Origin of the sequence: Aliiroseovarius sp. (genome assembly GCF_965228805.1) — a bacterium.
GTDB lineage: Bacteria > Pseudomonadota > Alphaproteobacteria > Rhodobacterales > Rhodobacteraceae > JASBTN01.
On sequence record NZ_CBDDIE010000003.1, the window covers coordinates 2,913,061 to 2,939,200 of the forward strand.

Consider the following 26,140-nt stretch of genomic DNA (forward strand, 5'->3'; position numbering starts at 1 on the left):
TCAGGTTTTTTGACCTAATATGAAGGGGCGCATCCAGCCAGGGGAGGAGCAAGATGAGCGACCAGAAGATCAGCCTGAACGACCGGTTTGACCTGGAAAAAAGCCCGGTCCTGATGAATGGCACACAGGCGCTCGTGCGCCTGATGCTGATGCAGAAGGCCCGCGACAAGGCGGCCGGGCTGAACACGGCTGGCTATGTGACGGGCTATCGCGGCTCGCCGGTCGGGGGCGTCGACCTGTGGATGAGCCGCTCGCAAAAGATCCTGAACGCGGCGGATGTAACGTTCGAACCCGGCTTGAACGAGGACCTTGCGGCGACCGCGCTCTGGGGGAGCCAGCAGGCGGAGCTGCGCGGCGAAGGCAAGTTCGACGGTGTCTTCGGGTTGTGGTACGGCAAGGGGCCGGGGGTGGATCGCACCGGCGACGTGATGCGCCACGCCAACATGGCGGGTTCCTCCACCCATGGCGGCGTGCTGATGGCGATGGGCGATGACCACACCGGCGAAAGCTCCACCACGCTGCACCAAAGCGACTGGGCGATGGTCGATGCCTATATGCCGGTGCTTAGCCCGGCGGGGGTGCAGGAGATCCTGGACCTGGGCATCTACGGCTTCGCGCTCAGCCGATTTGCGGGCGTCTGGGCCGGGCTCAAGGTGATGAAGGACACGGTCGAGGCGACAGCGGTTGTCGACGGCCGCCCGGACCGGATGCAATTGGTTTTGCCGGAATTCGAGATGCCCGAGGGCGAGCTGAACATCCGCCTCGCCGACACCCCGGTCGCGCAGGAAGCGCGCATGATCGACTACAAGAGGTTCGCCGCCGAAGCCTTTGCACGGGCGAATAAAATCGACCGTCGGGTCTGGGGGCGGGCCGGGGCCAAGATCGGCTTTGTCGCCGCCGGCAAGAACTGGCTGGACCTTGAACACGCGCTGACCCTTCTGGGCATCGATGGCGAAGAAGCCGACCGCCTGGGCGTGACCACCTACAAGGTCGCGCAGACCTGGCCGCTGGACATGCTCAGCTTTCATGAATGGGCCGAAGGGCTCGACCTGATCGTGGTGGTGGAAGAGAAACGCAAGCTGATCGAGGTGCAGATCAAGGAAGCCATCTTCGACGACCGCCGCGGTCGGCGCGTCTATGGCTGGCACAAGGGCGACCTGTGGGAAAACGGCCGTCGCACCGAGCTGTTCCCGACCCGTTTCGCGCTGGACCCGATCATGATCGCCGAAAAACTGGGCGGCATTCTGATCGAAGAAGGGCGCGGCACGGAGGCCGTGAAGGCCGGGCTGGAAAAGCTGGCCGAGGCGCGCAAGGCCGACAATGCCGAGGAACTGGCAGCGCGTCTGCCCTATTTCTGTTCGGGCTGTCCGCACAATACCTCCACACGTCTGCCGGATGGCAGCCGCGCCTATGCCGGGATCGGTTGTCACTACATGGTGCAATGGATGGATCGCGATACGGTCGGCTTTACCCAGATGGGTGGCGAGGGCGCGAACTGGATCGGCGAGGCGCCGTTTTCGAACACCAAGCACGTGTTCCAGAACCTGGGCGACGGGACCTACAACCACTCCGGCGCGCAGGCCATACGGGCCGCGCTCGCGGCGGGCACGACGATCACCTACAAGATCCTGTTCAATGACGCGGTCGCCATGACCGGCGGGCAGACCAACGAGGGCGGGCTGACCGCGCTGCGCATCGCGCAGGAGGTCAAGGCCATGGGGGTCGACCACCTGGCCCTGGTCTATGACGACAAAGAGGATGTGGACGTCACCGCCTTCCCGCCGGGCACGCAGATATTCCCGCGTGAAGAACTGCTGGATGTGGAGCGGAAATTCCGCGAAATCAGCGGTGTATCGGTTATTCTTTATGTCCAGACCTGCGCCGCCGAAAAGCGCCGCCGACGCAAGCGTGGAACTTTCCCGGACCCGGACAAGCGCGTCTTCATCAACACCGATATCTGCGAGGGTTGCGGCGATTGCGGTGTGCAGTCGAACTGTGTTTCGATCGTGCCGGTTGAGACCGAACTGGGCCGCAAGCGGGCGATCGACCAGAGCTCGTGCAACAAGGATTTCAGCTGTGTTCAAGGCTTCTGCCCCAGCTTTGTGACCGTCGAAGGCGCGCAGCTGAAGAAGTCGGCCACGACCGAGATCGACCTGCCGGACCTACCGGACCCGACCCTGCCGATAATCAACAAGACCCACAATGTGGTGGTGACCGGCGTCGGCGGCACCGGCGTGGTGACCGTGGGGGCGATCATGGCCCAGGCGGCCCATATCGACGGCAAGGGCGCGGGCATGATGGAGATGGCCGGGCTGGCCCAGAAGGGCGGCGCGGTCACCGTGCACCTGCGTCTGGCGGAAAAGCCCGAGGATATCAGCGCGATCCGCGTGGCCACCGGCGAGCTGGATGCGCTGATCGGCGGGGAACTGGTGGTGTCCGCCGGGGCCAAGACCCTGGGGTTGACCGCGACCGGCCGCACCAAGGCGGTGGTGGACAGCCACGAAACCGTCACCGGCGATTTCACCCGCGACACGGAATTCCGTATTCCTGGTGATAGGTTGCAGCTCGCTCTTCAAGCGCGCATTCGCGATGGGTTGGCGATGTTTGACGCGACCGAGCTGGCGCGGGTCCTGCTGGGTGACAGTATCTTTTCCAACATGATGGTGCTGGGGGCGTCATGGCAAAACGGGCTGGTGCCGCTGAGCCACGCGGCGCTGATGCAGGCCATCGACCTGAACGGCCAGGCGCCGGAGCGCAACAAGCGTGCGTTTGAGCTGGGCCGCTGGGCGGTACTGCACCCCGAAGAGGTCGCGCGCCTGACCGTGGGCACGGTGGTCGAGAAGCCCAAGACGCTCGACGAAAAGATCGCATTCCGCGCCGACCACCTGGTGACCTACCAGTCCAAGCGTCTAGCGAAAAGATACCGCAAGCTGGTGGAACGTGCCGAGGACTCGGCGCTCCGCGAGGCCATCGCGGTCGGCTATCACAAGCTGTTGGCCTACAAGGACGAATACGAGGTCGCGCGCATGTTGATGGACACGCGCACCAAAGCCGAGGCGGAGTTCGATGGCGAGCTGAAGCTGACCTATCACATGGCCCCGCCGATCTTTGAAAAGATCGGGGCCAATGGCCGCCCGGTGAAACGCGCCTATTCCGAAGGGTTCATTCGCCGCGCCATGCCGCTGCTTGCGCGGATGAAGCGCCTGCGCGGCACCGTCTTTGACCCGTTCCGTTACAGCGAGGAGCGCAAGACCGAACGCGCCCTGATCGCGCAGTATGAACGCGACATGGCCGAGGTGCTGAAGGGCGATGGCCCGCTGGACGTGGCCATCCAATTGGCCGAGCTGCCGCGTTCCATCCGGGGCTTCGGCCCGGTCAAGGTCGAGAACGTCGCCAAGGCCGAGAAACGGCGCGAGGAACTGCTGGCGGCGTATCGTGCGGGCCACAGCCTGGCGGAGGCGGCGGAGTAACGCATTGTCATGTTTCTGTCACGGCTTTAGGGCATGCTTGACGGCCAGGACAGAGACATGACGAAACACATCGCCCGCGACATCTCCTATGCACATTCCGCGCAGACCCGCCGGGGGCGGACGCTGATCCGGGTAGTCGAGAACTCGACCGGCCGACTGCGCCTGATCAAGCGCGCCGAGGGCTATGACTACGAGGTCGCGCAGGGGCGGGACTTCTGGCAGGTCATGGTCGAACGCTATGGGCTGAGCCTGGAGGTCATTGGCGGTAGCCTGGACAATATCCCCAGGACCGGCCCGCTGATCACGGTGGCAAACCACCCTTACGGTATCCTGGACGGACTGATGATGGGCCATATCCTGGCCCGCACCCGAGGTGATTTCCGCATCCTCGCCAACCACGTCTTCCGCAAGGCGCCGGACCTGAACAAGGTCATCCTGCCGGTCAACTTCGACGAGACGAAAGAGGCGATGCGCGAGAACCTGGCGACCCGCAAGATCGCCCTGGACTACCTGTCCCAGGGCGGGGCGATGGGCGTGTTTCCGGGCGGCACCGTGTCGACCTCGGCCAAGCCGTTCACCCGCCCGATGGACCCAGGCTGGCGCCGGTTCACCGCCAAGATGGTCGCCAAATCCGAGGCCGCGGTGGTGCCGATCTTCTTCGAGGGCCACAACTCGCGGCTGTTCCAGGTGGCAAGCCATCTGCATTACACCCTGCGCATGGCTTTGCTGATCAAGGAATTCAAGCGGCGGGTCGATGAACCGGTGCGGGTTGTCATCGGTGACCCCATCCCGCGCGCAGAGCTGAGCCAATATGCCACTGATCCCAAATCCATGATGGATTTCCTGCGCGAACGGACCTATGCCTTGTCCCCAAGGCCGCTCGACAATGTCGAATACGGCTATGAGTTCGAGGACAAACACAAGGCGTAGGGCGGGCAAGGCAATGGCAGTAGGGATTTTCGACTCGGGGCTGGGTGGTCTGACCGTGCTGGATGCCGTGTCCAAGCGCCTGCCGGAGGTCGATTTCGTCTACTATGGCGACAATGAACACGCGCCTTACGGGGTGCGTGACGCCGATGATGTCTACAACCTGACCACCCAGGCCGTCGAACGGCTGTGGGACGAGGGCTGCGACCTGGTGATCCTGGCGTGTAACACCGCCTCGGCCGCTGCGCTGCGGCGCATGCAGGAAAGCTGGATCCCTGCCGAAAAACGCGTGCTGGGGGTCTTCGTGCCCCTCATTGAAGCACTGACCGAGCGGCAGTGGGGCGATAACTCCCCGCCGCGGGAGGTCGAGGTGAAGCACGTGGCGCTGTTTGCCACGCCCGCGACCGTGTCCAGCCGTGCGTTCCAACGCGAACTGGCTTTCCGCGCCATCGGCGTGGATGTCGAGGCGCAGGCATGTGGCGGCGTGGTGGATGCGATCGAAGATGGCGACATGATCCTGGCCGAGGCGCTGGTGCGCTCGCACGTCGATGCGCTGAAACGCAAGATGCCCGATCCCGAGGCCGCGATCCTGGGCTGCACCCATTATCCGCTGATGGAAGAGACCTTCCAGGATGCACTGGGGCAGGGGGTGCGTGTGTTCAGCCAGGCCAACCTGGTGGCCGAAAGCCTGGCCGACTACCTGGAGCGCCACCCGAACATGCGGGGCGATGGCGCGGTGTCGAAATTCCTGACCACCGGCGACCCCGCGCGCGTGTCGGATCGTGCCACGCAGTTCCTGCGACGAAAGATCACTTTCGAACCTGCCTAATTGCGTCCGCGCCGCGGAACCCTTACATCACGTGAAATCCTACGAAAGAGGTCTGTCATGACCCATAAGATCGCCATTCTGGGCGCCTCTGGTTATACCGGCGCCGAACTTGTCCGGCTCATTGCCACCCACCCGACGATGGAAATCGTCGCGCTTTCTGCCGACCGCAAGGCGGGGATGCAGATGTCCGACGTCTACCCGCACCTGCGTTACCTGGACCTGCCGACCCTGGTCAAGATGGATGAAATCGACTTCGATGGTGTGGATCTGTGCTTTGCAGCACTTCCCCACGGGCTGAGCCAGGCGCTGGTGCGCGACCTGCCCGCGCATGTGAAGGTCGTGGACCTGGGCGCCGATTTCAGGCTGCGGGACCCGGCGGAATACGAGAAATGGTACGGCGCCCCCCATGTGGCCACCGAATTGCAGAAAGAGGCGGTTTACGGCCTGACCGAGTTTTATCGGGATGAAATCCGCAACGCGCGGCTGGTGGCCGGCACCGGCTGTAACGCGGCCACGGTGCAGTTCGCTCTGCGCCCGCTGATCGCCAAGGGCGTGATCGACTTGGATACGATCATCTGCGACCTGAAGAACGGCGTCTCGGGCGCGGGTCGGTCGCTGAAGGAAAATATGCTCTTTGCCGAACGCTCCACGGATGTGCTGGGCTATGCCCAAGGTGGCAAGCACCGGCACCTGGGCGAGTTCGACCAGGAGTTCAGCTTGATCGCCGGGCGCGACGTGCGCATCATGTTCACTCCGCATCTGGTGCCAGTGAACCGGGGCATCCTTGCCGACTGTTATGTACAGGGCGAGGCGGAGGCGATCCACGCGGCGCTGGTTGAGCAATATCAAGGCGAGCCCTTCGTCGAGGTGCTACCCCTCGGCCAACTGCCGGGCATGGGGCATGTCACCGGGTCGAACATCTGCCAGCTGGGTGTTGTCGGCGACCGGGTGCCGGGGCGCGCTCTGGTCGTGTCGGCGCTGGACAACCTGTGCAAGGGCTCCAGCGGCCAGGCGATGCAGAATGCGAACCTGATGCTGGGCGAAGACGAAACCACCGGGCTGATGCTTGCCCCGGTGTTCCCGTAAGGAGACAGACAGATGGCCGGTATGAAAGGTCTGAAGAAGAAACGACGCATCCAGGTGATTGCCCTTGCCTTCGTGGCATTGGCGGTCTCGGCGGGGCTGATCGGCTTCGCTTTCAAGGACGGCATCAACTACTACCGTTCGCCCAGCCAGGTCATGGAAGAACCGCCCACACCGAACGAGACCTTCCGCATCGGCGGGTTGGTCGAGGATGGCACGCTGGTGCGTGGTCAGGGCGAGACGGTAACCTTCGCGGTGACCGATGGCGTGGCCTCGGTGCCGGTGGCCTATACCGGTGTGCTGCCGGATCTGTTTGAAGAGAACCAAGGCATGGTCGGCACCGGAAAATACGTGGATGGTACGTTCTTAGCGTCTGAAATCCTTGCCAAACACGACGAAAGCTACATGCCGAAAGAGGTCATCGACACGCTGAAGGAAACCGGCGTCTACGTCGAGCCCGAAAGCTGACCGAACGCCCTGGGCGCACGCCCGGTTTCGGCTTTCTTAACGGATTTTAATCAGTCTTTCCCCGTGAATTTACACACGGGGGAAGGCCCTGATGAAATCCGTTTCCGACATTGCAGACGAGATCATTGCCCGCGAAGGCGGCTATGTGAATGACCCGGATGATCCGGGCGGCGCCACCAACTTCGGCGTTACCATCCACACCATGCGCAGGCTTGGCCTGGACCTGACCGGCGACGGCAAGGTCACGCCCGCGGATGTGAAGCGCCTGACCCGCGATCAGGCGCGCGACATCTTCATCGAGCATTACTTCGCACGTCCGCGTATCGGTGAACTGCCCGAGGCGCTGCAGCCTTCGGTCTTCGACATGTATGTGAACGCGGGCGGCGGGGGGATTCGCATTCTGCAAAAGCTCTTGCGCAAGATGGGGCACCCGGTCGCCGTCGATGGCGTGATCGGCCCGCAGACTCTGGCCGCCACCCGCATTGCCCACGATGAAGCGCCGGATCACATTGCCGACGCCTACGGGATCGAGCGGCGCAATTTCTATTACCGCCTGGCGGACAACCGCCCGTCGAGCCGCAAATACGCGCGCCGTCGCGATGGCGGCAAGGGCGGCTGGATCAAACGCGCGGAAGAGTTCATCTCGCCCAAATACCATCTGACGGAGGCCGAGCATCGCGCCCGGATCGCGGCATGGGGTTGATCGAGGGTATCCTGGCGCTGCTGTTCGGCGGCGGGCGCAATGTGGTGCGCGAAACCGCCGAGGTCTTTCTAGAGAACCGCGAGGCGGCGGGGGAACGCGAGGCGACCTATCGCGCCGCCGCACTGGAACAATTCGCGCAGGAATTCGTGCTGCCGCGACAGGGACTGTTCGACCGTTTCATGGACGCGCTGAACCGCGTGCCGCGCCCGGCGCTGGCCCTGGGCACCCTGGGCCTGTTCGTCAGCGCCATGGTCGACCCGATCTGGTTTGCCGCCCGCATGCAGGGCATCGCCCTCGTGCCGGAGCCGCTGTGGTGGCTGATGGGCGCGATCGTCAGTTTCTATTTCGGCGCGCGTCATCAGGCGAAGGGACAGGAATTCCAGCGCTCGCTGGCAGAAACCATGGCCCGCGCAGGGCAAGTGACGCGGAACCTGGCTGCCTTGGAGGCATTGGAGGCCGGGGCGGGGCGCGAAGGCAACCCGGCGCTGGACGATTGGAGCGCGCGTGATGGGCAGTGACATTATCCTCAAACTGGTGGCCGAACACGGTCCCTGGGTCCTTCTGGTCTTCTACCTGCTCTACCGCGATCTGCAGAAGGACCAGGCGACCCGGGCCGTGCTGGACAAGAACAGTTCGATCCTGATCGAGATCACCACGATCATCCGCGAACGCCTGCCGACCAGGGGAGGCTGAGATGAGTGTTTTCATGATGTTTTTCAAATGGTTCCGGCGCAAGGCCCGTGGGGCCAAGCTGCAATCCGCGCTGGAACGCAACAAAGAAGCGGCCGCCGCATTGGACGCCGCCGTCAAGGAGGTCTTGCAGAGATGAAACAGGCATTCGCACTCGCCGTGGTCCTGATCGTGGTGCTCCAAGTGGGATACCAGGTCGCCGGATACGATGCGGTCTATCAGATCGGGTATGGCGCGATCACGATGATGAGCATGATGATCTCGGCCACCTTCCTGTGGCTCTATGTGCAGCGCGCAACGCCCCTGGCCCTGGGCATGGCCTACAGCTGGTCGGGCGCGGGCCTGGTGATGGGCTGGTGGTGGCTCTATGCCATCCTGGGGCGGCCGCTCTGGGCATTGGACAGTCCCATCCTGTTCAATTTCCTCAGTTTTTACTTCGTCGGCGCGGTGCTGCATTTCAGCGTGATCCACCGATCCTTTGGCTGGCACGGATCCGCTTTCCTTCTGCCGATCCTGGGCGCGGTGGCCCTGTCGGCCGCGATCTATCTGATCGTCTGAATATCCCGTGACATTAGAGCGCGCCCCATTGGCCTTGGGGCGCGCTTGCCCTATGTTCGCGCACAGACATACGGAACATGAGCGCGAACATGATTACGGAACTTGGCCACTTTGCACTGATTCTGGCCCTGGGCGTGGCGATCGTCCAGGCAATCGTCCCCCTGGTCGGGGCGCAGAAGGGATGGACCAACTGGATGGCGGTGGCGGTGCCCGCCGCGACGGTCCAGTTCCTGCTGGTCGCCTTTTCCTTCGGGGCGCTGACCTACGCCTTTGTCACCTCGGATTTCTCTCTGAAAGTCGTCACTCTAAACTCCCACAGCGCAAAGCCGATGCTTTACAAGGTGTCGGGCGTCTGGGGCAACCACGAGGGCTCGATGCTTCTGTGGGTGCTGATCGTGGTGCTGTTCGGCGCCATGGCGGCCTGGTTTGGGGGGGGGCTGCCGCCGCGGCTGAAGGCCCGCGTGCTGGCGGTGCAGAGCGCCATCGCCGTGGCCTTCCTGGGTTTCGTGCTCTTTACCTCGAACCCGTTCATCCGCCTGGCCACGCCGCCCTTTGACGGGCAGGACCTGAACCCGCTGTTGCAGGACCCGGGCCTCGCCTTCCACCCGCCCTTCCTCTACCTGGGCTACGTGGGGCTTTCGATGGCCTTCTCCTTCGCCGTCGCCGCCTTGATCGAGGGCCGCATTGACGCCGCCTGGGGCCGCTGGGTACGCCCCTGGACGCTGGCTGCCTGGATCAACCTGACCATCGGCATCGGCCTGGGATCCTGGTGGGCCTACTACGAACTTGGCTGGGGTGGCTTCTGGTTCTGGGACCCGGTCGAGAACGCATCGTTCATGCCCTGGCTCTTCGCCGCCGCGCTGCTGCATTCGGCCATCGTGGTCGAGAAACGCGAGAGCCTGAAAAGCTGGACCATCCTCCTGGCGATCCTGGCCTTCGGCTTCTCGCTGATCGGCACCTTCCTGGTGCGCTCGGGCGTGATCACCTCGGTCCACGCCTTCGCCACCGACCCGGAGCGCGGCGTCTATATCCTGGCGATCCTGGCGGTCTTTACCGGCGGCTCGCTGACCCTGTTTGCCGCCCGTGCCAATGCGATGGAGGCGAAGGGCGTCTTCGGCATGGTCAGCCGCGAAAGCGCGCTGGTGTTCAACAACGTCCTTCTGGCCGTCAGCTCGATCGTGGTCTTCGTCGGCACGATCTGGCCGCTGGTGGCCGAGGCCTTCTGGGGCCGCAAACTGTCGGTCGGCGCGCCCTTCTTCGAGGCCGCCTTTACCCCCTTCATGGTGGTCCTGGCTTTGATCCTGCCCTTTGGGGCGATGCTGTCGTGGAAACGGGCCAAGCTGAACCGCGTGGCCAAATCGCTGGTGCCCGCGATGATCCTTGCGGTCTCACTTGGCGCGCTGGTCTGGGCCATGCAGGCGCATAAGTCCGCGCTGGCGCCCATTGGCCTGGCGCTTGGCACCTGGCTGGTGGTCGGCGCCCTGATCGACCAGATGAGCCGAACCGGCCGTGGCTCCATCGCCAGCCGCCTGTCGCGCCTCAGCCGCCTGCCGCGTGCTGATTGGGGCAAGACCATCGCCCATGCGGGCCTGGGTATTACCTTCATCGGCATCTCGGGCCTGATGGCCTGGCAGGTTGAGGACATCCGCGTCGCCAACGTGGGCGACACCTACCAGGTGGCCGGTTACGACGTCACGCTGGAGCGGGTCTATGAGGAGCAGGGGCCGAACTATATCTCAACCAAGGCCGACATGTTGGTCACCCGCAGCGGCGTCGAAGTGACCCGCTTGACGCCGGAAAAACGCGTCTATCCGGTGCAGGCCATGCCGACCACCGAGGCCGCGATCTCGAACGGGATTTGGCGTGACATCTACCTGGTGATCGGGGACCCGCAGGCAAACGGTGGTTTCGCCGTGCGCACCTTCATCAAGCCGCTGGCCAACTGGATCTGGGCGGGCTGCATCCTCATGTCGCTGGGCGGGCTGATCAGCCTCTCCGACCGCCGCTACCGTGTCGCCGCCGGCGCCGCCAAGGCCCCGATGCAGGGAGTGCCCGCCGAATGAAACGCCTTGTGACATCCCTGGCCGTGAGCCTCACCCTGCTGACCAGCCCCGCGCTGGCGGTGAACCCGGATGAGGTACTGGACGATCCCGTCCTGGAACAGCGCGCCCGCGACCTGGGGCAGGAACTGCGCTGCGTCGTCTGCCGTGGTGAAAACATCGACGAAAGCAACGCCGCCATTGCCCGCGACTTGCGCCTGCTGGTCCGTGAACGGCTGCTGGAAGGCGACAGCAACGAAGAGGTGCTGGACTTCGTCGTCGAACGCTATGGCGAATATGTGTTGATGAAGCCGACCACCGCCGGGGCGAACAAGCTGCTTTGGGCCACTGGCCCGGTGCTGTTCCTCCTGGCTGGCCTGACCGGTTTCATGTACCTGCGCCGCCGCTCGAAGGCGGCGGAGCCGGCCCGCGGCCTGTCGGCCGACGAACAGGCCCGCCTTGACGAGCTGATGAAGGACTGACTTGCGCGCATCCCCCGTGGGGCGTTACCGTCGCCCCACGGTCCGCAGTTCACCGAGTCGCTGCCATCCCTTTCGGGACATGCTGAACCTGCCTAGAACCCATGATTGGTTTCCCCGCGCGTCCCTGTGCGGCAAGGGCAGCTCCCGCCATGTATCCGGATGCGCCATGAGGGATGACTGACATGACCCGAGATACCATTTCCCTGACCCTACCGGACCTCAGCGCCTTTGCCCGCACCCTGCGTGGGCAGCTGGGCGAGGATGCCCCCGGCCATCAGAGCCTGTTGAACCTGTTGGCCCGTGCGGGCGGTTATCGCAACTATCAGCACCTTCGCGCGACGCAAGACGGGCCGGTGGCCCCGGCGGATGGTGCGGCCGTGAGCCGCGCACTGAGGTGGTTTGATGACCAGGGGCGCCTGACCGGCTGGCCTGCGAAACGATCCGTGCGCCAACTGTGCCTCTGGGCACTCTGGGCGCAACTGCCGCCCGGGCGTTATGACGAGCGCGAAATCTCGGCGTTGATTGATCCGATGATGGCGTTCCGTGACCCCGCTCAGGTGCGTCGTTCTCTGGTCGAGGACGCACGGCTCAAGCGCAATCGCGACGGCACAGGCTACGAACGCCAACCTGCCCGGCCCGATGCCACCGCCCAGGCGGTGATCGCGGCAGTGACGCGGCGTCGGACCGGGGGCGGGTAATCCGCCCCTTTCCTTTCCGCCCCGCCTGACCAATATATCCCGCAAAGACGCCGCGTCCGGGTTTAACCGTCCATGCGGTCGGTTAAACTGGCGCGGAATGTGGGAGGACCCAATGGACTACGAAACGATTCGCCTCGAGATCACCGAGGGGCTGGCGGTGCTGACTTTCAACCGCCCCGACAAGTACAATGCGCTGAACACCCAGATGCGCGCCGAGATCGCCCATGCGGTCAAGGCGGCGGGCGAGGGGGCGCGCGCCCTGGTGATCACCGGCGAAGGCAAGGCGTTTTGTTCGGGCCAGGATCTGGGTGACCGCGCCAATGCGGCGGATGTCGACCTGGAACGCACCCTGCGCGACGAATATCAGCCGATCCTTGACGCGATCTATGAAAGCCCGATCCCGATCATCGCCGCGGTGAACGGTCCCGCCGCCGGGGCTGGCGCCAATATTGCCCTGGCCGCCGATGTGGTGATCGCCAAGGAAAGCGCCTATTTCATGCAGGCCTTTGCCAAGATCGGCCTGATCCCCGACGCGGGCGGCACCTATTGGATGCCCCGCACCATGGGTTTCGCCAAGGCGATGGGCGCGGCGATGTTTGCAGAAAAGATCACCGCCCGGCAGGCCGCCGACTGGGGGCTGATCTGGGAGGCCGTGGCAGACGAAGACTTCGAAGCCAACTGGCGCGCCCGTGGCGAATACCTGGCCAACGGCCCGACCCTGGCCTTCCGCCACATCCGCAAGGCGATCCGCGCCTCGCTGGACAACTCGCTGGAAGATCAACTGGCGCTGGAAGCCCACGCCCAGGGCGACTGCGGCAAGTCGCGGGATTTCTCGGAAGGGGTCATGTCCTTCCTGGAAAAACGCGCGCCAAAGTTCGAGGGGCGCTGAACGTCGCTCGACCGGGTTCCAGAGGCCGCTGATTTCAGCGGCCTCTTTTTTTGGTTTACGGGCCGATCTCAAGCGTCGAGTAAGGAAAATCTGCCCATCTCCTTACGAAAATCTCGACATTCGGCGTGGGAATATAGGCACGATATTTGCAACGCCGAGACCCCGCCATGTCCCTTGTCCCACAGGTTGTTCGACTGTTCTTGAACGCGATCATTGCCGGTGGAGCGATAGGATTGATTCTGATTCTGGCGGCGACCCGAGGCGATGCGTGGGCAGATCGCGTGCTTGTTCTGGCTGCATGGCTTTCGGTTGCGGTGAGCCTGGCCGCGTTGGCACTGTCCATACAGGTGAAATCACGATGGGCGATAGGTGCGGGCCTGGTCTGCCTCTCCCTCTTGGCGGTTGGGGCGGTGGTGGGCCTCCTGGAATGCGCCATGGGCGGGCTGTCAGGAGGATATGAAAGATACGGCAACTGCGGCGTGGACCGGATGGTCCAAGTCGCATTGGTCTGGGTGGGGGTATGCCTTGTTCTTTTAGGGCGCTCGGCGCGGGTGTTCTGGCCCATGCTGGCTGTCTGCCTGCCCCTTGCCTTGGTCGTTGTGCAGGTCTTCTTGTTGGCCCCGTTGCACAAGATTATCGGGGCGACCGATCTTTCGAACACCTGTTTTCTGGTCGGTTACGCCGAGGTTGGCGACGACACGGGATCGCTGCGCCGCTTACAGGAAAGGGAGCGTCCAGAATTTGGCTGGGTGGTCGGTGAACATTCCCCAAGAGTCTATCGCTTGGACGAAGGGCAGGCCGATATCTGGTGGTATTCAACTCGCGAGTTTGTCCCGGTGGCAACCACGCCAATCTTGGGGACAGCCTGTGATTTGCAGGGCCGATAACATGGGGTAAACGAAAAAGGCCGCCCGATCGGGCGGCCTTTCGTGTGACGCGGGGAAGGGGCGCTCAGCGCTCTTCCACATCCGTGTAGTCGCGGTTGGTTTCACCCATGTACAGCTGGCGCGGGCGGCCGATCTTGTGCGCGGGATCGGACAGCTGTTCCTTCCACTGCGAGATCCAGCCCACGGTGCGGCTCAGCGCGAAGATCGGGGTGAACATCGAGGTCGGGAAGCCCATCGCCTCCAGAATGATGCCCGAGTAGAAGTCGACGTTCGGGAACAGCTTCTTCTCGATGAAATACGGGTCGTTCAGGGCGGTCTGTTCCAGCTCCTTGGCGACCTGCAAGAGCGGGTTGTCTTCGATGCCCAGCAGTTCCAGCACCTCGTCGGCCGACTGTTTCAGCACGGTCGCGCGCGGGTCGGTGTTCTTGTAGACGCGGTGGCCGAAGCCCATCAGGCGGAACGGGTCGTTCTTGTCCTTGGCGCGGGCGATGAATTCCGGAATGCGGTCAACCGAGCCGATTTCCTTCAGCATCTCCAGGCAGGCCTGGTTGGCGCCACCGTGGGCTGGACCCCAGAGGCAGGCGATGCCGGCGGCGATACAGGCGAACGGGTTGGCGCCCGAGGAGGAGGCCAGGCGCACGGTCGAGGTCGAGGCGTTCTGCTCGTGATCGGCGTGCAGGGTAAAGATCCGGTCCATGGCGCGGGCCAGGATCGGGTTCACCTCGTAGTCCTCGGCCGGGACCGAGAAGCACATGTGCAGGAAGTTCGAGGCGTAATCCAGCGAGTTCTTCGGATAGATGAAGGGCTGGCCGATCGAGTATTTATAGGCCATCGCGGCGATGGTCGGCATCTTGGCGATCAGGCGGTGCGAGGCGACCTCGCGCTGACGCGGGTCCGAGATGTCGGTCGAGTCGTGATAGAATGCCGACATGGCACCGACCACGCCCACCATGGTCGCCATCGGGTGCGCATCCCGACGGAAGCCACGGAAGAACATGTGCATCTGCTCATGGATCATCGTGTGGCGGGTGATGGTGCGTTCGAACTCTTCCAGCTCGGCGGCCGAGGGCAGGTTGCCGTAGAGCAGCAGGTAGCAGACTTCGAGGTAATGCGATTTTTCCGCCAACTGGTCGATCGGGTAGCCGCGGTGCAGCAGTTCACCCTTGTTGCCATCAATGAAGGTGATGGTCGAATCGCACGATGCGGTCGAGGTGTAGCCGGGGTCGTAGGTGAAGACGCCGCCCTGAGCATAAAGCTTGGTGATGTCGATCACGTCCGGCCCCAGCGTCGGGGAATACATCGGCAGATCGATCTCCTTGTCACCAACGGTGAGCTTCGCGGTTCCTGTCTGTTCTGCCATGTCTGTTCCCTTCTCGTGCATGTTCCTGGCCCGGCTGGGCGGGGTCGTGTCTCAGTTCGATGCGTCCTCCAGGCGGGCGATGGTTTCTTCGCGCCCAAGGACCAGCATCATGTCAAAAACGCTGGGGGTCACGGCCCGTCCCGCAAGGGCTGCGCGCAGCGGCGCGGCCAGCTTGCCGAACTTGGTTCCGTGGGCCTCTGCGAGCCCATTCAGCACCCCCTCCAGCGTGTCGCGATCCCAGCTACCATTTTGCAGCTGCGGCGTCAATTCTTTCAGTATACGACGGGATACATCATCCAGGGCCTTGTCGGCCTTCTCGTCCCGGTCGAGGGGGCGGGAAGCCAGGGCAAAGCGCGCTTTTTCAATGAGTTGCGGCAGGGTTTTCGCCGCGCCTTTCAGGCAATACATCGCCTTCGACAAATTCTCGCGTTGCTGCGCCTGCAAAACGGGCTGATCGGTCGCAGCAAGGAAATCCTCGACGGCGGCCAGCACGGCAGCGTCTTCCATCATGCCCAGGTGCTGACCCGAGATATTGTCGAGCTTCTTGAAGTCGAAACGGGCGGGCGATTTGCCGATTCCCGACAGGTCGAACCACTCCAGTGCCTGGGCGTCCGTGAAGACTTCATCATCGCCGTGGGACCAGCCCAGACGGGCCAGGTAATTGCGCATCGCCTGCGCCGGGTAGCCCATGGCCTGGTATTCCTCGACCCCCAGCGCGCCGTGGCGTTTCGACAGTTTCTTGCCGTCCGGCCCGTGGATCAGCGGGATATGCGCCCAGACCGGGATCTCCCAGCCCATCGCCAGATAGACCAGTGCCTGGCGCGCGGCATTGTTCAGGTGGTCATCCCCCCGGATCACATGGGTCACACCCATGTCATGGTCATCAACAACAACGGCCAGCATATAGGTGGGCGTACCGTCCGAGCGTAAACAAATCATGTCGTCCAGCTGGTCATTGCGGATCGTGACCTTGCCCTGCACCTCGTCGTTGATTTCGGTCACCCCCTCCCGCGGGGCCTTCAGGCGGATCACATAGGGCGCATCCGGATGGGTCGCGGGGTCGGCGTCGCGCCAGGGGCTCTGGTAGAGCGTCGACTTGCCCTCGGCCCGGGCGGCGTCACGGAACTCCTGGATCTCTTCCTGGGTGGCGAAACATTTGTAGGCATGGCCATTTGACAGCATTTCGCGGGCCACCTCGGCGTGGCGTTCGGCGCGGTCGAACTGGCTGACCACCTCGCCGTCATGGTCCAGCCCCAGCCAGTCCATGCCCTTCAGGATCGCCGCCGTCGCCTCGGGGGTCGAGCGCGCGCGGTCGGTGTCCTCGATGCGCAGCAGGAACTTGCCGCCACGCCCGCGCGCATAAAGCCAGTTGAACAGCGCGGTGCGCGCGCCGCCGATGTGAAGATAGCCAGTGGGCGAGGGGGCGAAACGGGTGACGACCTGTGTGGGGCTCATGTGCGTTAACCTTTTGGAAACCATGCTGCGCGTAGCGTTGTCCGTGGTCTAGAACGTGAAGGCGGAGAGGACAAGAGTGACGCCCCGAAGCGCGCCTCTGCTCATGGTGCAGGCCCGGGTTGATCGGGCCCGTGGACGGCTGTTGCCCTGGGCACCGGTCTGCCTGGCCACGGGCGTGGGCTGGTATTTCCTTCTGCGAAACGAGCCCACCTTCGGGGCCTGGATCTTGTTGGGCTTGGTCACGGTGCTCGGCGCCGCGCTGGCCTGGCGGTTCTGGCAGGGTCTTGGCCCGGTGTTCCTGGGGCTTGCACTGATCTCGGGCGGGCTGGTGCTGGCCGGAGCCAAGGCAGGTGGCCTCTCGGCGCCCAAGCTCGATTTTCGGTATTATGGCGCGGTCGAGGGTCGCGTGGTGAACATCGACCGCTCGCAATCGGACGCTGTGCGGCTGACGTTGGACCAGGTGCGGCTGGACGGGCTCGGCCCCACCGAGACGCCGGAGCGCGTGCGGGTGTCGCTGCATGGTCAACAGGGCTGGATCGCCCCCGAGCCGGGCCTGCGCGTTGCCATGACCGCGCATCTGTCAGCCCCGCAAGGCCCGGTCGAACCGGGCGGGTTCGATTTCCAGCGCATGGCCTGGTTTCGCCAGATCGGTGCGGTCGGCTACACCCGCGCACCGGTCCTGACCCTTGCCCCGGCCGCCGAAGGCCGCGCGGGGCTGGCCGTGCACCGGCTGCGCATGTCCATCGCCACCTGGGTGCGCGCCACCATGCCGGGCGAGCCGGGCGCCTTTGCCGCCGCGATCATGACCGGTGACCGCTCCGGCATGGGGCAGGAGACGCTGGCCGCCTTGCGCGGCTCGAACCTTGCGCACCTCTTGGCGATTTCCGGGCTGCATATGGGGCTGCTGACCGGGTTCGTCTTTGCCGCGCTGCGTTTGGGGCTGGCCGCAATCCCCCATGTCGCCCTGCGCTGGCCGACCAAGAAGATCGCCGCCGTGGTTGCCATGGGGGCAGGGGCTTTCTACCTCGCACTGTCGGGGGGGAATGTCGCCACCGAACGTGCCTTCATCATGGTTGCGGCCATGTTCACTGCCGTTCTGTTTGACCGGCGTGCCCTGTCGATCCGGTCGGTGGCCCTGGCCGCCATGATCGTGCTGATCCTGCACCCCCAGGCCCTCGTTGAACCCGGTTTCCAAATGTCCTTTTCAGCCACTACCGCGCTGGTCGCCGTCTTTGGGGTCTTGCGGGATTGGGACGGCTGGCAAGCCCCCCGCTGGGCGCGGCCGGTCCTGGCCGTGGTGATTTCCTCGGCCGTGGCGGGGGCGGCCACTGCGCCCTTCGCGGCGGCCCATTTCAACCAGGTCAGCCATTTCGGCCTGATCGCCAATCTGCTCTCGGTGCCCCTGATGGGCGCCTTCGTCATGCCGCTCGCGGTGATCACCGCGCTGCTGGCCCCGTTCGGCCTGGCCTGGTTGTCGCTCGCCGCGATGGAGCCCGCAATCCGCTGGATCCTGGGCGTTGCGACCCATGTCTCGTCGATGGAGGGGGCCATCGGCCATGTGGTCACACCCATGGTGGGTGTGGTGCCGGTGATCGCGCTTGGCGGGTTGATGCTGATCCTCTGGCAAGGGCGGGGGCGCTTGATTGGGCTCGCACCCTTGGCGGTTGGCTTCGTGCTGTGGAATCTGTCCGACCGGCCCGACCTGCTGATCTCGGATAGTGCCGGGCTGATCGGGGTCATGACCGAGGACGGCCGGGTGCTGAACAAACCACGTGGAGAGGGCTTTGCCGCACGCAGTTGGCTGGAAAATGACGGTGCACCGGTTGAGCAGGCCGAAGCCTTCGCGCGTGATGGGTTCGCGGGGGAGAAGGGTGATCTGCGCATTGATCTGGGGGGGCAGTTGATTGCTCATCTGAGTGGACGGGGGGCGGCAGATCGGGTCGATCAGGCCTGCGCGGATGGGGCGGTTGTGGTCCTTGCAGGCGAGGCAGAGGCCCCGGGGGACTGCACCGTCTGGGATCGCAAGGCGCTGGCCATCACCGGGCCGGTTGCGATCTACGCCACGGACGCAGGTTGGCAGGTGGTGGCGACACGCGAAATCTCCGGTGATCGGCTTTGGAACCGGTAGAACAAAGAAAAAACGGGACGCCCTGCGTCCCGTTCCAATATCTTGTGATGTCCCAAAGGCTCAATAGGTGCGGATCAGCCCGACCAGCTTGCCCTGCACCTTGACCTGACCCTCGCGCAGAAGGCGCGTCTCATAGGCCGGGTTCGCGGCTTCCAGCGCGATCATGTCGCCCTGTTTGCGGAAGCGTTTCAACGTCGCCTCGTAGCCATCGACCTGGGCCACGACGATATCGCCATTGTCGGCTGAGTTCGTCTCGCGAATGACCACCACGTCGCCGTTGTTGATCCCGGCGTCGATCATCGAATCGCCTTTGACTTCAAGCGCATAATGCTTGCCCGCGCCGCCCAGCATGGTGCCGGGCACGGCCACGTGGCTGGCGCCGTCGGTAATTGCTTCGATGGGCGAACCGGCGGCGATGCGGCCCAGCAGCGGCAGCTCGCTGACCCCCACGGCTTCCAGCGCCATGGCGCCGGACGGGGGCGGGGCATCGGGGCGGTCGCCCTGGATCACCTTCGGCTCGAACCCGCCGCGCGGAGAGACGTCGATCGTCTCAGGCAGTTTCACGATTTCGATCGCGCGGGCCCGGTGGGCCAGACGACGGATGAAGCCGCGTTCTTCCAGCGCCGTGATCAGCCGGTGAATGCCTGATTTGGAGCGCAGATCCAGCGCATCCTTCATTTCGTCGAACGACGGGGGCACCCCGTCGCGCTGGATACGTTTGTGGATGAATTCCAGCAAATCCAATTGCTTGCGGGTCAGCATGCTCGATCCTCCAAACCCTGTCGCCGTCAAAACCTCTTTGCATCACCGAACCACCCGGCCCGGCGCACCGTTTACAGGTCACCCGTTTGAAGAGGGTGTTCAAGGCTTGTTCTACGCGCGTTCTCGTTTTGTGTCAACGGGCTTGGCTTGGGCGCCCCTGGCAAGGCTCAATCAGAAGGTGAGGTATTCCACCTCGTCGCCCACGTCGCGCGCCGGGTCTTCGACCGGGCGGATCATCAACGCATTGGCCTGTGACAGCACGGTCAGAAGGGCAGAATCCTGTCGCTCCAAGGCGCGAATGCCAGTGCCGTCCACCACTGCGCGCATGTAGTGTTCGCGCGGGCCGTTGGGGGCGATGGGCGCGGTCAGCCGGGCGGTGCGACGCGGCGCGGGGGCGCTTCCCTGGCCCAGCATGGCACGGATCATCGGTTGCAGGAAGACATGGGCGCAAACCATTGAAGACACGGGATTTCCCGGCAGTCCCAGCATAGGAACACCGCCCAGCGTGCCCGCCATCAGCGGCTTGCCCGGGCGCATGCGCACCTTGTAGAAGCTCTGCTCCATGCCCATCTCGGCGGCCACCGGACCGACCAGGTCGCGATCACCCACCGAGGCTCCACCGATGGTCACGATCAGGTCCGCGTCCAGCGCCAGTTCAAACGCCGCGCGCAGGCTGTCTTCATTGTCGCGGGCGATCGGCAACATGCGGCCTTCGGCACCCACCGCCTCGACCATGGCTTTCAACCCGAAGGAATTGGAGGCGATGATCTGGTCCGGTCCGGGCACCTCGCCGGGCATGACCAGCTCGTCCCCGGTGGCCAGCAGCGCGACCGAGGGTTTGCGGGTCACCTCGACCTCGGGCACATTCATCGACGCGATCAGGGCCAGGTCGGTCGGCGTCAGCACACGCGGCGCGTCCAGCGTGTCGCCGGGGGAAAAATCGTCGCCGGCGGGGCGCACATGCGGGCCCTTGTCGAGCTTGCGGCCAAGGGTAATCAGGTTGCCCTGACGCTCCACATCCTCCTGGATGATCACGCGGTCGGTGCCCTCGGGCAGGGGCGCGCCGGTAAAGATTCGCACGCATTGGCCGGGGCCAACGCGGCCCGTGAACCCGTCGCCCGCAGCGCTTTCCCCGATCACCATGAACTGGGCTTCGGGATCCGCTTCGACGCCGTTCAGCGCATAGCCATCCATGGCAGAGGCCGCAAAGGGCGGCTGCATCCGCGTCGCGGTCACCGGCGCAGCCAGGGTGCGCCCGGCGGCCTCGGCCAACGGGATCGTTTCGGTGCCCAGCGAGCGGACCAGCGACAGCACGTTTTCAAGCGCTTTGGTGACGGGGATCATCGCGTATAGACCCCCGACTTGCCGCCTTCCTTGCGCATCAGGCGGATGTCCTTGATCTCCATACCCTTTTCAGCGGCTTTCAGCATGTCATAGACGGTCAAAGCGGCGGTGGAGACGGCGGTCAGCGCCTCCATCTCGACGCCAGTCTGGCCGCCGGTCTTGACGGTCGCGACGATGCGCACGCCGGGCAGGCTTTCGACCGGTTCCAGTTCCAGCGCGACCTTGGTGATCGGCAGCGGATGGCAGAGCGGGATCAGCTCGGCGGTTTTCTTGCAGCCCATGATCCCGGCGATGCGCGCAATGCCCAGCACATCGCCTTTCTTGGCTGAGCCCGAGGTCACAAGCGCCAATGTCTCGGGCGTCATCTTGACGAACCCCTCGGCCACCGCCACGCGGGAGGTCACCGGCTTGTCGGAGACATCGACCATATGGGCCTGGCCCTGGTCGTCGAAATGGGTAAGTGGAGAGTCGGTCATGCGGGCACCGGGTTTGCCAGGAGGTTGCGGGTGGCGGCCTCGACATCGTCCTGGCGCATCAGGCTTTCGCCGATCAGGAAGACGCGGGCGTCATGGGCGGCCATGGCGGCCAGGTCCTGCGCGCCCGTAAGGCCGCTTTCGCAGACCAGGGTGCGGCTGGGATCGGCCAGTTTCGACAGGCGGCGGGTGGTGTCGAGCGTGGTCTCGAAGGTCTTGAGGTTGCGGTTGTTCACGCCGAGCAGAGGGGATTTCAGGGCGCGGGCGCGCTCCAATTCTTCCTCGTCATGCACCTCGACCAGCACGTCCATGCCCCAGGAAAATGCTGCATCCTCAAGCTCTTGCGCTTGGGCGTCTTCAACGGAGGCCATGATGATCAGGATGCAGTCCGCCCCCAGGGCACGCGCCTCGGCGACCTGGTAGGTGTCATACATGAAATCCTTGCGCAGGGCGGGCAGGCTGGTCGCTTCGCGCGCGGCTACCAGGAACTCATCCGCGCCTTGGAAGGAGGGGCCGTCGGTCAGCACCGACAGGCAGGTGGCGCCGCCCGCCTGATAGGCGCGGGCGATCTCGGGCGGGTTGAAGTCAGGGCGGATCAGGCCCTTCGACGGGCTGGCTTTCTTGACCTCGGCAATCAGCCCATAGCCGGTCTTGGCGGCCTCTTGCAGGGCGCTTGCAAAGCCACGGGTGGGGGAGGCCGCGCGGGCGGCCTCTTCGACCTGCGCCAGCGGCCGGGCGGCCTTGCAGGCGGCCACATGTTCCAGCTTGTAGGCCTTGATCTTGTCCAGAACGGTTTGGGTCATGTTTTTACCACTCAATCGGTGTTTCACCGCGGTTTGTAAGCCATTCGTTCACCCTTGAAAACGGGCGCGAGCCGAAAAAACCGCGTCGCGCCGACAGGGGGGAGGGATGGGCGGTTTCCACCATCAGATGGTCGCCGGGGTTGATGTGTTTCGCCAGTTTCTGGGCGTTGTTGCCCCAGAGGATGAAGGCGGTGGGGCGTTGGGACACGCGCTCCAGCACCTGTTGCACCAGCGCGTCCCAGCCGAGCTTCTTGTGGGCGTTCGCCTCGCCTGCGGGAACCGAGAGCGAGGTGTTCAAGAGCAGCACGCCCTGGCGCGCCCAGTCGGACAGGTCGCCGTCCATGCGCGCGACACCCAGATCGGTTTCGATCTCGGCAAAGATGTTTTTCAGCGACCGGGGCAGGGCGGTGCCGGGGGAAACGGAAAAGGCCAGCCCGTTGGCGTCCCCGGGCGTTGGGTAAGGGTCCTGGCCCAGGATCACCACGCGGGTGTTTTCCGGCGGGGTCAGTTCCAGCGCGCGGAAGCGGTCGGCGTCGGAGGGCAGGATCTGGCGTGTGTCCGCCGCCAGCGCCTGCGATACAGCGGGCCAGTCGAAGGCAAAGAAGGGCAGCTCGCCCCAGGCGCCGATCCCTTGTGGTGTCATGCGCCCGAGGTCACCTTGGCGAGGATCTGGATGCGCTTCAGTGCTTCGCCGCTGTCGATGCTTTCCGATGCCATTTCAACACCTTGTGGCAAGTTGCTCGCCTTGTCGGCCACCACCAGCGCGCAAGCCGCGTTCAGCAGAACCGCATCGCGGTAGGCGGATTTCTCGCCATCCAGCAGGGCGCGGAAGGCGACGCCGTTTTCCTCCGGCGTGCCGCCCATGATCTCCGACAGCGGATGCACCGGCAGGCCCGCGTCCTCCGGGTGGATTTCACGCGCTTCGATCTTGTCGCCGTCCAGGGCGGCCACGGCGGTGGTGCCGGTGATCGTCACCTCGTCGGTGCCGTCGGAGCCATGGACCAGCCAGGCTTTCTCGGACCCGAGCGTTTGCAGCGTCTCGGCCATCGGGAAGATCAGGTCGGGCGCAAAGGCGCCGGTCAGCTGGCGCTTGGCGCCCGCCGGGTTGGTCAGCGGGCCCAGGATGTTGAAGATGGTCTTGCAACCCAGTTCCTGGCGCACCGGCATGACATGTTTCATTGCCGGGTGGTGCATGGGCGCCATCATGAAGCCGATCCCGGCTTCACCGAGGGCCTTTTCGACCACCTCCGCGCCGACCATGACGTCGACCCCCATCTGCCCCAGCGCATCCGCCGCGCCGGATTTCGATGACAGGTTGCGGTTGCCGTGTTTGGCGACCGGAACGCCCGCGCCTGCGACGACAAAGGCGGTGGCGGTCGAGATGTTCAGCGTGCCCATGCCGTCACCACCGGTGCCGACGATGTCCATCGCGCCCTCGGGCGCCTTCACGCGCGTGCATTTGGCGCGCATCACGGCGGCTGCGGCGGCATATTCAGCCACGGCCTCGCCCCGCGCGCGCATCGCCATCAGAAGGCCCGCGATCTGGGCCGGTGTCGCGCGGCCTTCGAACAGTTCCTCGAAGGCGGCCTCGGCCTGGGCGCGGCTCAGCGGCCCTTCGGAGGCGGCAAAGATCAGGGGTTTCATCGCGTCGCTCATGCCGGTTCCTTCACGGTATCCAGGAAGTTCTGCAGCATCGCGTGACCGTGTTCGGAGCGAATGCTTTCAGGGTGGAATTGCACGCCGTGGATCGGCAGGGTCTTGTGGGAAAGCCCCATGATCGTGCCATCGTCGAGCCAGGACGTGACCTCCAGGCTGTCGGGCAGGCTTTCACGTTCGACGATCAGCGAGTGGTAGCGGGTGCCTTCAAGGGGGCTGGGCAGGCCCTTGAACACGCCGCCGCCCCCGTGGTGGATCGTGCCCATCTTGCCATGCACGATCTCGCCCGCGCGCACGACCTTGCCGCCAAAGGCTTGCCCGATGGTCTGGTGACCCAGGCAGACACCCAGAAGCGGGGTTTTCGTCTCGGCTGCCGCCTCGGTCAGGGCGAGGCAGATGCCGGCCTGGTCCGGGTCGCAGGGGCCGGGGGACAGCAGAATGCCCTCGGGTTTCAGCGCCATGGCCTCCTGCACATCCAGCGCGTCATTGCGGTGGACCTGAACATCCGCCCCCAATTCGCCCAGATAATGGACGAGGTTGTAGGTAAAGCTGTCATAATTGTCGATCAGCAGGATCATGCGTGCGGCCTTTCGCCTATGGGGGTTACCTCTGCGGGCAGTCGGGCTATACATGCTCAGAGCCGCCGCCGAGGGTCAAGAGCAGGCGGCAGGAATTGCAGCAGGAAGTGATGGAGGTGCGGGTGGCACGCGGCGTTTTTGCAGGCATGATAAGCGGGGCAGTGGTCGGCGGTCTGGGGCTGGCCACATTGTCGGTGGTGAACGGGCCGGTGGAGCCCGTATCGCCCTTGAGCGATGAGATCACTGAAGCGCCGATAACCGCGCCAGAAATGGACGCGGAGGAGCTTGCGGCGGCTACCGAAATGGACGAGACGCCCGAAGAACCCGCGCCGGAGCCTGTGCAGGAACCAGAGCCCGTGTCAGAACCAGTGTCGGAACCCGCGCCAGAACCTGAGCCCGAGACGGATCCGGTCGTGGAGCTTGAGCCCGAAGAGGGGGGGCAGGCGGAGCCCGAGGAGCTCGCGACGCAAGAGGTGGCGCCTGAACCGGATGCGGTAGCCGATGCCGAGGCCGCCTCTGACCCTGAGGTCATGGCCGACACCGACCTCGGCAGCGCGCCCGGGGAAGAGGCTGTGCCTGAACCCGCTGCTGAGCCCGAAGCTCCGGTGGAGCCCGAGATGACCGATGTGCAGCCGGAGGTGGATCAGGGCGCGGGTGAGGTGACCGGCCTGGTGCCTGAACCTGACACCCAACCGGAGTTGGCCGAAGGCGCGGGGACCGAAGCCCGCATCGACGAAACTCCCGCCGCGCCGACGGCGGCTGATCCGCAATCGGTGCCCGCTGCGGGGGAGGTCGTCCCCGTCCCGACGCCGCTGCCGCAGACCGAGGCCGCTCTGGATCCGGCCCTGTCCGAAGCTCCCGCGCCACAGGGGGAGACGGGGGCAGCATTGCCCGCGGTGGACGCAGCAGACATGCCCGCCGAGGCCCCGGCCGCGCTGGAAGATCCCGCCCAGCCGCCCGCCGCACCGGAGGAGAGCGAACCGCCCGCACCGACGCGGCTGAAAAGTGATCCGGTGGCACCGATTGGCGATCTGGCCCCGAACGTGACCACAAACCGTCTGCCGACCGTAGGCGCGGCGGCGGAGGCTGAGGCGGAACCTGAGGTTGCCGTCGCCTCGCCCCTGGCAATCGAGCGCAACTCTGCCCCATTCGAGCGGGCCGAGGGCCTGCCGATGATGTCTGTCGTCCTGCGCGATGACCCGGCTGCGCGCGCCGGGCTTGGGGACCTGGCCGGGCTGCCGTTCCCCGTCACCTTCGTCGTCGCCGCCGAACAGGCCGATGCGGCCGAGGCGATCGCCCTCTATCGCGCGGCCGGGGCGGAGGTTCTGGTCTCGGTCGCCCTGCCCGAAGGTGCGACGGCGGTGGACGCCGAAGTGACCTTGCAGGCCCATGCGGGGCTGCTGGCCGAGGCGGTCGGGCTGCAGATGGCTGCCGATTTTCAGACTGCAGGCCCCACGGCGACTCAGGTCGCCCAGGTGTTGGTCGAGGGCGGCCATGGGCTGGTGTCGCTACCACAGGGGCTGAACACCGGCCACAAGAGTGCGCTGAAGGTCGGCGTGCCTGCCGGTTTGGTGTTCCGTGAGCTGGACAACGACGGGCAATCGGCCGCCGTGATACGCCGCTTCCTGGACAATGCTGCCTTCAAGGCGCGCCAGGAACGTGGTGTGATCCTGCTGGGCCACGCACGGGCGGAGACGCTGCAGGCGCTGATTGAATGGGGTTTGGGGAATCGTGCCAAATCCGTCGCGATGGCGCCGGTATCCGCTGTTTTGCTGGACGGCTAAGTGTTGCCAATAGGAGTGCCTTCGGCACGCTCGATACCTCGGCTTTGCTTCGGATCTGGGGGCGCTGCCCCCAA

At 64.7% G+C, this 26,140-nt stretch carries 26 protein-coding genes; 17 read left to right on the plus strand and 9 right to left on the minus strand.

Annotation, left to right across the window (positions count from 1 at the left end):
* The first annotated feature begins 53 nt into the window (after positions 1-53).
* The 15 genes from ACO07D_RS15315 (at position 54) to ACO07D_RS15385 (ending at position 13,723) form a co-directional block, all read left to right on the plus strand.
* The gene (locus ACO07D_RS15315; protein WP_421703814.1) at positions 54-3,470 is read left to right on the plus strand and encodes an indolepyruvate ferredoxin oxidoreductase family protein; all 3,417 of its coding nucleotides are present in this window, start codon (positions 54-56) and stop codon (positions 3,468-3,470) included.
* A 57-nt stretch (positions 3,471-3,527) separates the two neighbouring features.
* Positions 3,528-4,400 carry a lysophospholipid acyltransferase family protein gene (locus ACO07D_RS15320; RefSeq protein WP_421703815.1) on the plus strand — a complete coding sequence of 291 codons (873 nt, stop codon included), beginning with the start codon at positions 3,528-3,530 and terminating at the stop codon, positions 4,398-4,400.
* Positions 4,401-4,413: 13 nt separating this feature from the next.
* Positions 4,414-5,226, plus strand: a complete 813-nt coding sequence (gene murI, locus ACO07D_RS15325) for a glutamate racemase (RefSeq protein ID WP_421703816.1) — start codon at positions 4,414-4,416, stop codon at positions 5,224-5,226.
* A gap of 57 nt (positions 5,227-5,283) precedes the next feature.
* Complete coding sequence (gene argC / locus ACO07D_RS15330; protein ID WP_421703817.1) at positions 5,284-6,312, plus strand: N-acetyl-gamma-glutamyl-phosphate reductase; 1,029 nt, start codon at positions 5,284-5,286, stop codon at positions 6,310-6,312.
* A 21-nt stretch (positions 6,313-6,333) separates the two neighbouring features.
* Complete coding sequence (gene ccmE, locus ACO07D_RS15335) at positions 6,334-6,777, plus strand: cytochrome c maturation protein CcmE (protein WP_421705043.1); 444 nt, start codon at positions 6,334-6,336, stop codon at positions 6,775-6,777.
* 91 nt (positions 6,778-6,868) lie between these two features.
* Complete coding sequence (locus ACO07D_RS15340) at positions 6,869-7,480, plus strand: holin-associated N-acetylmuramidase (protein ID WP_421703818.1); 612 nt, start codon at positions 6,869-6,871, stop codon at positions 7,478-7,480.
* Positions 7,471-7,998: a holin family protein gene (locus ACO07D_RS15345; RefSeq protein ID WP_421703819.1), complete on the plus strand. Its 528-nt coding sequence runs from the start codon at positions 7,471-7,473 to the stop codon at positions 7,996-7,998. Before ACO07D_RS15340 ends, ACO07D_RS15345 begins: the two co-directional genes overlap by 10 nt.
* Positions 7,988-8,173: a hypothetical protein gene (locus ACO07D_RS15350; RefSeq protein WP_421703820.1), complete on the plus strand. Its 186-nt coding sequence runs from the start codon at positions 7,988-7,990 to the stop codon at positions 8,171-8,173. The genes ACO07D_RS15345 and ACO07D_RS15350 overlap by 11 nt, the downstream gene beginning before the upstream one ends.
* Before the next feature lies 1 nt (position 8,174).
* Positions 8,175-8,309 carry a hypothetical protein gene (locus tag ACO07D_RS15355; RefSeq protein WP_421703821.1) on the plus strand — a complete coding sequence of 45 codons (135 nt, stop codon included), beginning with the start codon at positions 8,175-8,177 and terminating at the stop codon, positions 8,307-8,309.
* Complete coding sequence (locus ACO07D_RS15360) at positions 8,306-8,728, plus strand: hypothetical protein (protein WP_421703822.1); 423 nt, start codon at positions 8,306-8,308, stop codon at positions 8,726-8,728. The genes ACO07D_RS15355 and ACO07D_RS15360 overlap by 4 nt, the downstream gene beginning before the upstream one ends.
* 89 nt (positions 8,729-8,817) lie before the next feature.
* Entirely contained in the window at positions 8,818-10,791 is a 1,974-nt protein-coding gene (locus tag ACO07D_RS15365; protein ID WP_421705044.1) for a heme lyase CcmF/NrfE family subunit, read from the plus strand.
* Positions 10,788-11,249 carry a cytochrome c-type biogenesis protein gene (locus ACO07D_RS15370; RefSeq protein ID WP_421703823.1) on the plus strand — a complete coding sequence of 154 codons (462 nt, stop codon included), beginning with the start codon at positions 10,788-10,790 and terminating at the stop codon, positions 11,247-11,249. The genes ACO07D_RS15365 and ACO07D_RS15370 overlap by 4 nt, the downstream gene beginning before the upstream one ends.
* A 182-nt stretch (positions 11,250-11,431) precedes the next feature.
* A complete protein-coding gene (locus tag ACO07D_RS15375) occupies positions 11,432-11,947 on the plus strand; it encodes a DUF2087 domain-containing protein (RefSeq protein WP_421703824.1) in 516 nt (171 codons plus the stop codon).
* 112 nt (positions 11,948-12,059) lie between these two features.
* Entirely contained in the window at positions 12,060-12,836 is a 777-nt protein-coding gene (locus ACO07D_RS15380; protein ID WP_421703825.1) for an enoyl-CoA hydratase-related protein, read from the plus strand.
* Between the two features lie 200 nt (positions 12,837-13,036).
* Positions 13,037-13,723 carry a hypothetical protein gene (locus ACO07D_RS15385; protein ID WP_421703826.1) on the plus strand — a complete coding sequence of 229 codons (687 nt, stop codon included), beginning with the start codon at positions 13,037-13,039 and terminating at the stop codon, positions 13,721-13,723.
* 64 nt (positions 13,724-13,787) lie between these two features.
* Here the strand turns inward: ACO07D_RS15385 and gltA are convergent, their stop codons facing one another.
* Positions 13,788-15,083 (minus strand): citrate synthase, encoded by a 1,296-nt coding sequence (gene gltA, locus ACO07D_RS15390; RefSeq protein ID WP_421703827.1) that lies wholly within the window; start codon positions 15,081-15,083, stop codon positions 13,788-13,790.
* Positions 15,084-15,134: 51 nt separating this feature from the next.
* On the minus strand, positions 15,135-16,538 hold the full coding sequence (gene gltX, locus ACO07D_RS15395) for a glutamate--tRNA ligase (protein ID WP_421703828.1): 1,404 nt from the start codon (positions 16,536-16,538) through the stop codon (positions 15,135-15,137).
* 76 nt (positions 16,539-16,614) lie between these two features.
* Here gltX and ACO07D_RS15400 point away from each other — a divergent pair, with 76 nt between their 5' ends.
* Positions 16,615-18,666 (plus strand): ComEC/Rec2 family competence protein, encoded by a 2,052-nt coding sequence (locus ACO07D_RS15400; protein ID WP_421703829.1) that lies wholly within the window; start codon positions 16,615-16,617, stop codon positions 18,664-18,666.
* A 60-nt stretch (positions 18,667-18,726) separates the two neighbouring features.
* Here ACO07D_RS15400 and lexA read toward each other — a convergent pair whose 3' ends face one another.
* From lexA to ACO07D_RS15435, 7 genes are all read right to left on the minus strand, one after another.
* Positions 18,727-19,428 carry a transcriptional repressor LexA gene (lexA, locus tag ACO07D_RS15405; protein WP_421703830.1) on the minus strand — a complete coding sequence of 234 codons (702 nt, stop codon included), beginning with the start codon at positions 19,426-19,428 and terminating at the stop codon, positions 18,727-18,729.
* Positions 19,429-19,599: 171 nt separating this feature from the next.
* Complete coding sequence (gene glp / locus ACO07D_RS15410) at positions 19,600-20,772, minus strand: gephyrin-like molybdotransferase Glp (RefSeq protein ID WP_421703831.1); 1,173 nt, start codon at positions 20,770-20,772, stop codon at positions 19,600-19,602.
* Positions 20,769-21,248, minus strand: a complete 480-nt coding sequence (gene moaC, locus ACO07D_RS15415) for a cyclic pyranopterin monophosphate synthase MoaC (protein ID WP_421703832.1) — start codon at positions 21,246-21,248, stop codon at positions 20,769-20,771. The genes glp and moaC overlap by 4 nt, the downstream gene beginning before the upstream one ends.
* Entirely contained in the window at positions 21,245-22,048 is an 804-nt protein-coding gene (gene trpC / locus ACO07D_RS15420) for an indole-3-glycerol phosphate synthase TrpC (protein ID WP_421703833.1), read from the minus strand. Before trpC ends, moaC begins: the two co-directional genes overlap by 4 nt.
* 4 nt (positions 22,049-22,052) lie before the next feature.
* On the minus strand, positions 22,053-22,691 hold the full coding sequence (locus ACO07D_RS15425; protein WP_421703834.1) for a uracil-DNA glycosylase: 639 nt from the start codon (positions 22,689-22,691) through the stop codon (positions 22,053-22,055).
* Positions 22,688-23,704, minus strand: coding sequence for an anthranilate phosphoribosyltransferase (trpD, locus tag ACO07D_RS15430; protein ID WP_421703835.1), 1,017 nt, complete (start codon positions 23,702-23,704; stop codon positions 22,688-22,690). The genes ACO07D_RS15425 and trpD overlap by 4 nt, the downstream gene beginning before the upstream one ends.
* The gene (locus ACO07D_RS15435) at positions 23,701-24,282 is read right to left on the minus strand and encodes an anthranilate synthase component II (RefSeq protein ID WP_421703836.1); all 582 of its coding nucleotides are present in this window, start codon (positions 24,280-24,282) and stop codon (positions 23,701-23,703) included. Before ACO07D_RS15435 ends, trpD begins: the two co-directional genes overlap by 4 nt.
* Before the next feature lie 146 nt (positions 24,283-24,428).
* Here ACO07D_RS15435 and ACO07D_RS15440 point away from each other — a divergent pair, with 146 nt between their 5' ends.
* Positions 24,429-26,066: a divergent polysaccharide deacetylase family protein gene (locus tag ACO07D_RS15440; RefSeq protein ID WP_421703837.1), complete on the plus strand. Its 1,638-nt coding sequence runs from the start codon at positions 24,429-24,431 to the stop codon at positions 26,064-26,066.
* The last annotated feature ends 74 nt before the right edge of the window (positions 26,067-26,140 follow it).

What these genes read in the sequence shown, in the direction of transcription:
- ACO07D_RS15315 (WP_421703814.1), top strand. Translation starts at nt 54, where the DNA reads ATGAGCGACCAGAAGATCAGCCTGAACGACCGGTTTGACCTGGAAAAA.
- ACO07D_RS15320 (WP_421703815.1), top strand. Translation starts at nt 3,528, where the DNA reads ATGACGAAACACATCGCCCGCGACATCTCCTATGCACATTCCGCGCAG.
- murI (WP_421703816.1), top strand. Translation starts at nt 4,414, where the DNA reads ATGGCAGTAGGGATTTTCGACTCGGGGCTGGGTGGTCTGACCGTGCTG.
- argC (WP_421703817.1), top strand. Translation starts at nt 5,284, where the DNA reads ATGACCCATAAGATCGCCATTCTGGGCGCCTCTGGTTATACCGGCGCC.
- ccmE (WP_421705043.1), top strand. Translation starts at nt 6,334, where the DNA reads ATGAAAGGTCTGAAGAAGAAACGACGCATCCAGGTGATTGCCCTTGCC.
- ACO07D_RS15340 (WP_421703818.1), top strand. Translation starts at nt 6,869, where the DNA reads ATGAAATCCGTTTCCGACATTGCAGACGAGATCATTGCCCGCGAAGGC.
- ACO07D_RS15345 (WP_421703819.1), top strand. Translation starts at nt 7,471, where the DNA reads ATGGGGTTGATCGAGGGTATCCTGGCGCTGCTGTTCGGCGGCGGGCGC.
- ACO07D_RS15350 (WP_421703820.1), top strand. Translation starts at nt 7,988, where the DNA reads ATGGGCAGTGACATTATCCTCAAACTGGTGGCCGAACACGGTCCCTGG.
- ACO07D_RS15355 (WP_421703821.1), top strand. Translation starts at nt 8,175, where the DNA reads ATGAGTGTTTTCATGATGTTTTTCAAATGGTTCCGGCGCAAGGCCCGT.
- ACO07D_RS15360 (WP_421703822.1), top strand. Translation starts at nt 8,306, where the DNA reads ATGAAACAGGCATTCGCACTCGCCGTGGTCCTGATCGTGGTGCTCCAA.
- ACO07D_RS15365 (WP_421705044.1), top strand. Translation starts at nt 8,818, where the DNA reads ATGATTACGGAACTTGGCCACTTTGCACTGATTCTGGCCCTGGGCGTG.
- ACO07D_RS15370 (WP_421703823.1), top strand. Translation starts at nt 10,788, where the DNA reads ATGAAACGCCTTGTGACATCCCTGGCCGTGAGCCTCACCCTGCTGACC.
- ACO07D_RS15375 (WP_421703824.1), top strand. Translation starts at nt 11,432, where the DNA reads ATGACCCGAGATACCATTTCCCTGACCCTACCGGACCTCAGCGCCTTT.
- ACO07D_RS15380 (WP_421703825.1), top strand. Translation starts at nt 12,060, where the DNA reads ATGGACTACGAAACGATTCGCCTCGAGATCACCGAGGGGCTGGCGGTG.
- gltA (WP_421703827.1), bottom strand. Translation starts at nt 15,083, where the DNA reads ATGGCAGAACAGACAGGAACCGCGAAGCTCACCGTTGGTGACAAGGAG.
- gltX (WP_421703828.1), bottom strand. Translation starts at nt 16,538, where the DNA reads ATGAGCCCCACACAGGTCGTCACCCGTTTCGCCCCCTCGCCCACTGGC.
- lexA (WP_421703830.1), bottom strand. Translation starts at nt 19,428, where the DNA reads ATGCTGACCCGCAAGCAATTGGATTTGCTGGAATTCATCCACAAACGT.
- glp (WP_421703831.1), bottom strand. Translation starts at nt 20,772, where the DNA reads ATGATCCCCGTCACCAAAGCGCTTGAAAACGTGCTGTCGCTGGTCCGC.
- moaC (WP_421703832.1), bottom strand. Translation starts at nt 21,248, where the DNA reads ATGACCGACTCTCCACTTACCCATTTCGACGACCAGGGCCAGGCCCAT.
- trpC (WP_421703833.1), bottom strand. Translation starts at nt 22,048, where the DNA reads ATGACCCAAACCGTTCTGGACAAGATCAAGGCCTACAAGCTGGAACAT.
- ACO07D_RS15425 (WP_421703834.1), bottom strand. Translation starts at nt 22,691, where the DNA reads ATGACACCACAAGGGATCGGCGCCTGGGGCGAGCTGCCCTTCTTTGCC.
- trpD (WP_421703835.1), bottom strand. Translation starts at nt 23,704, where the DNA reads ATGAGCGACGCGATGAAACCCCTGATCTTTGCCGCCTCCGAAGGGCCG.
- ACO07D_RS15435 (WP_421703836.1), bottom strand. Translation starts at nt 24,282, where the DNA reads ATGATCCTGCTGATCGACAATTATGACAGCTTTACCTACAACCTCGTC.
- ACO07D_RS15440 (WP_421703837.1), top strand. Translation starts at nt 24,429, where the DNA reads ATGATAAGCGGGGCAGTGGTCGGCGGTCTGGGGCTGGCCACATTGTCG.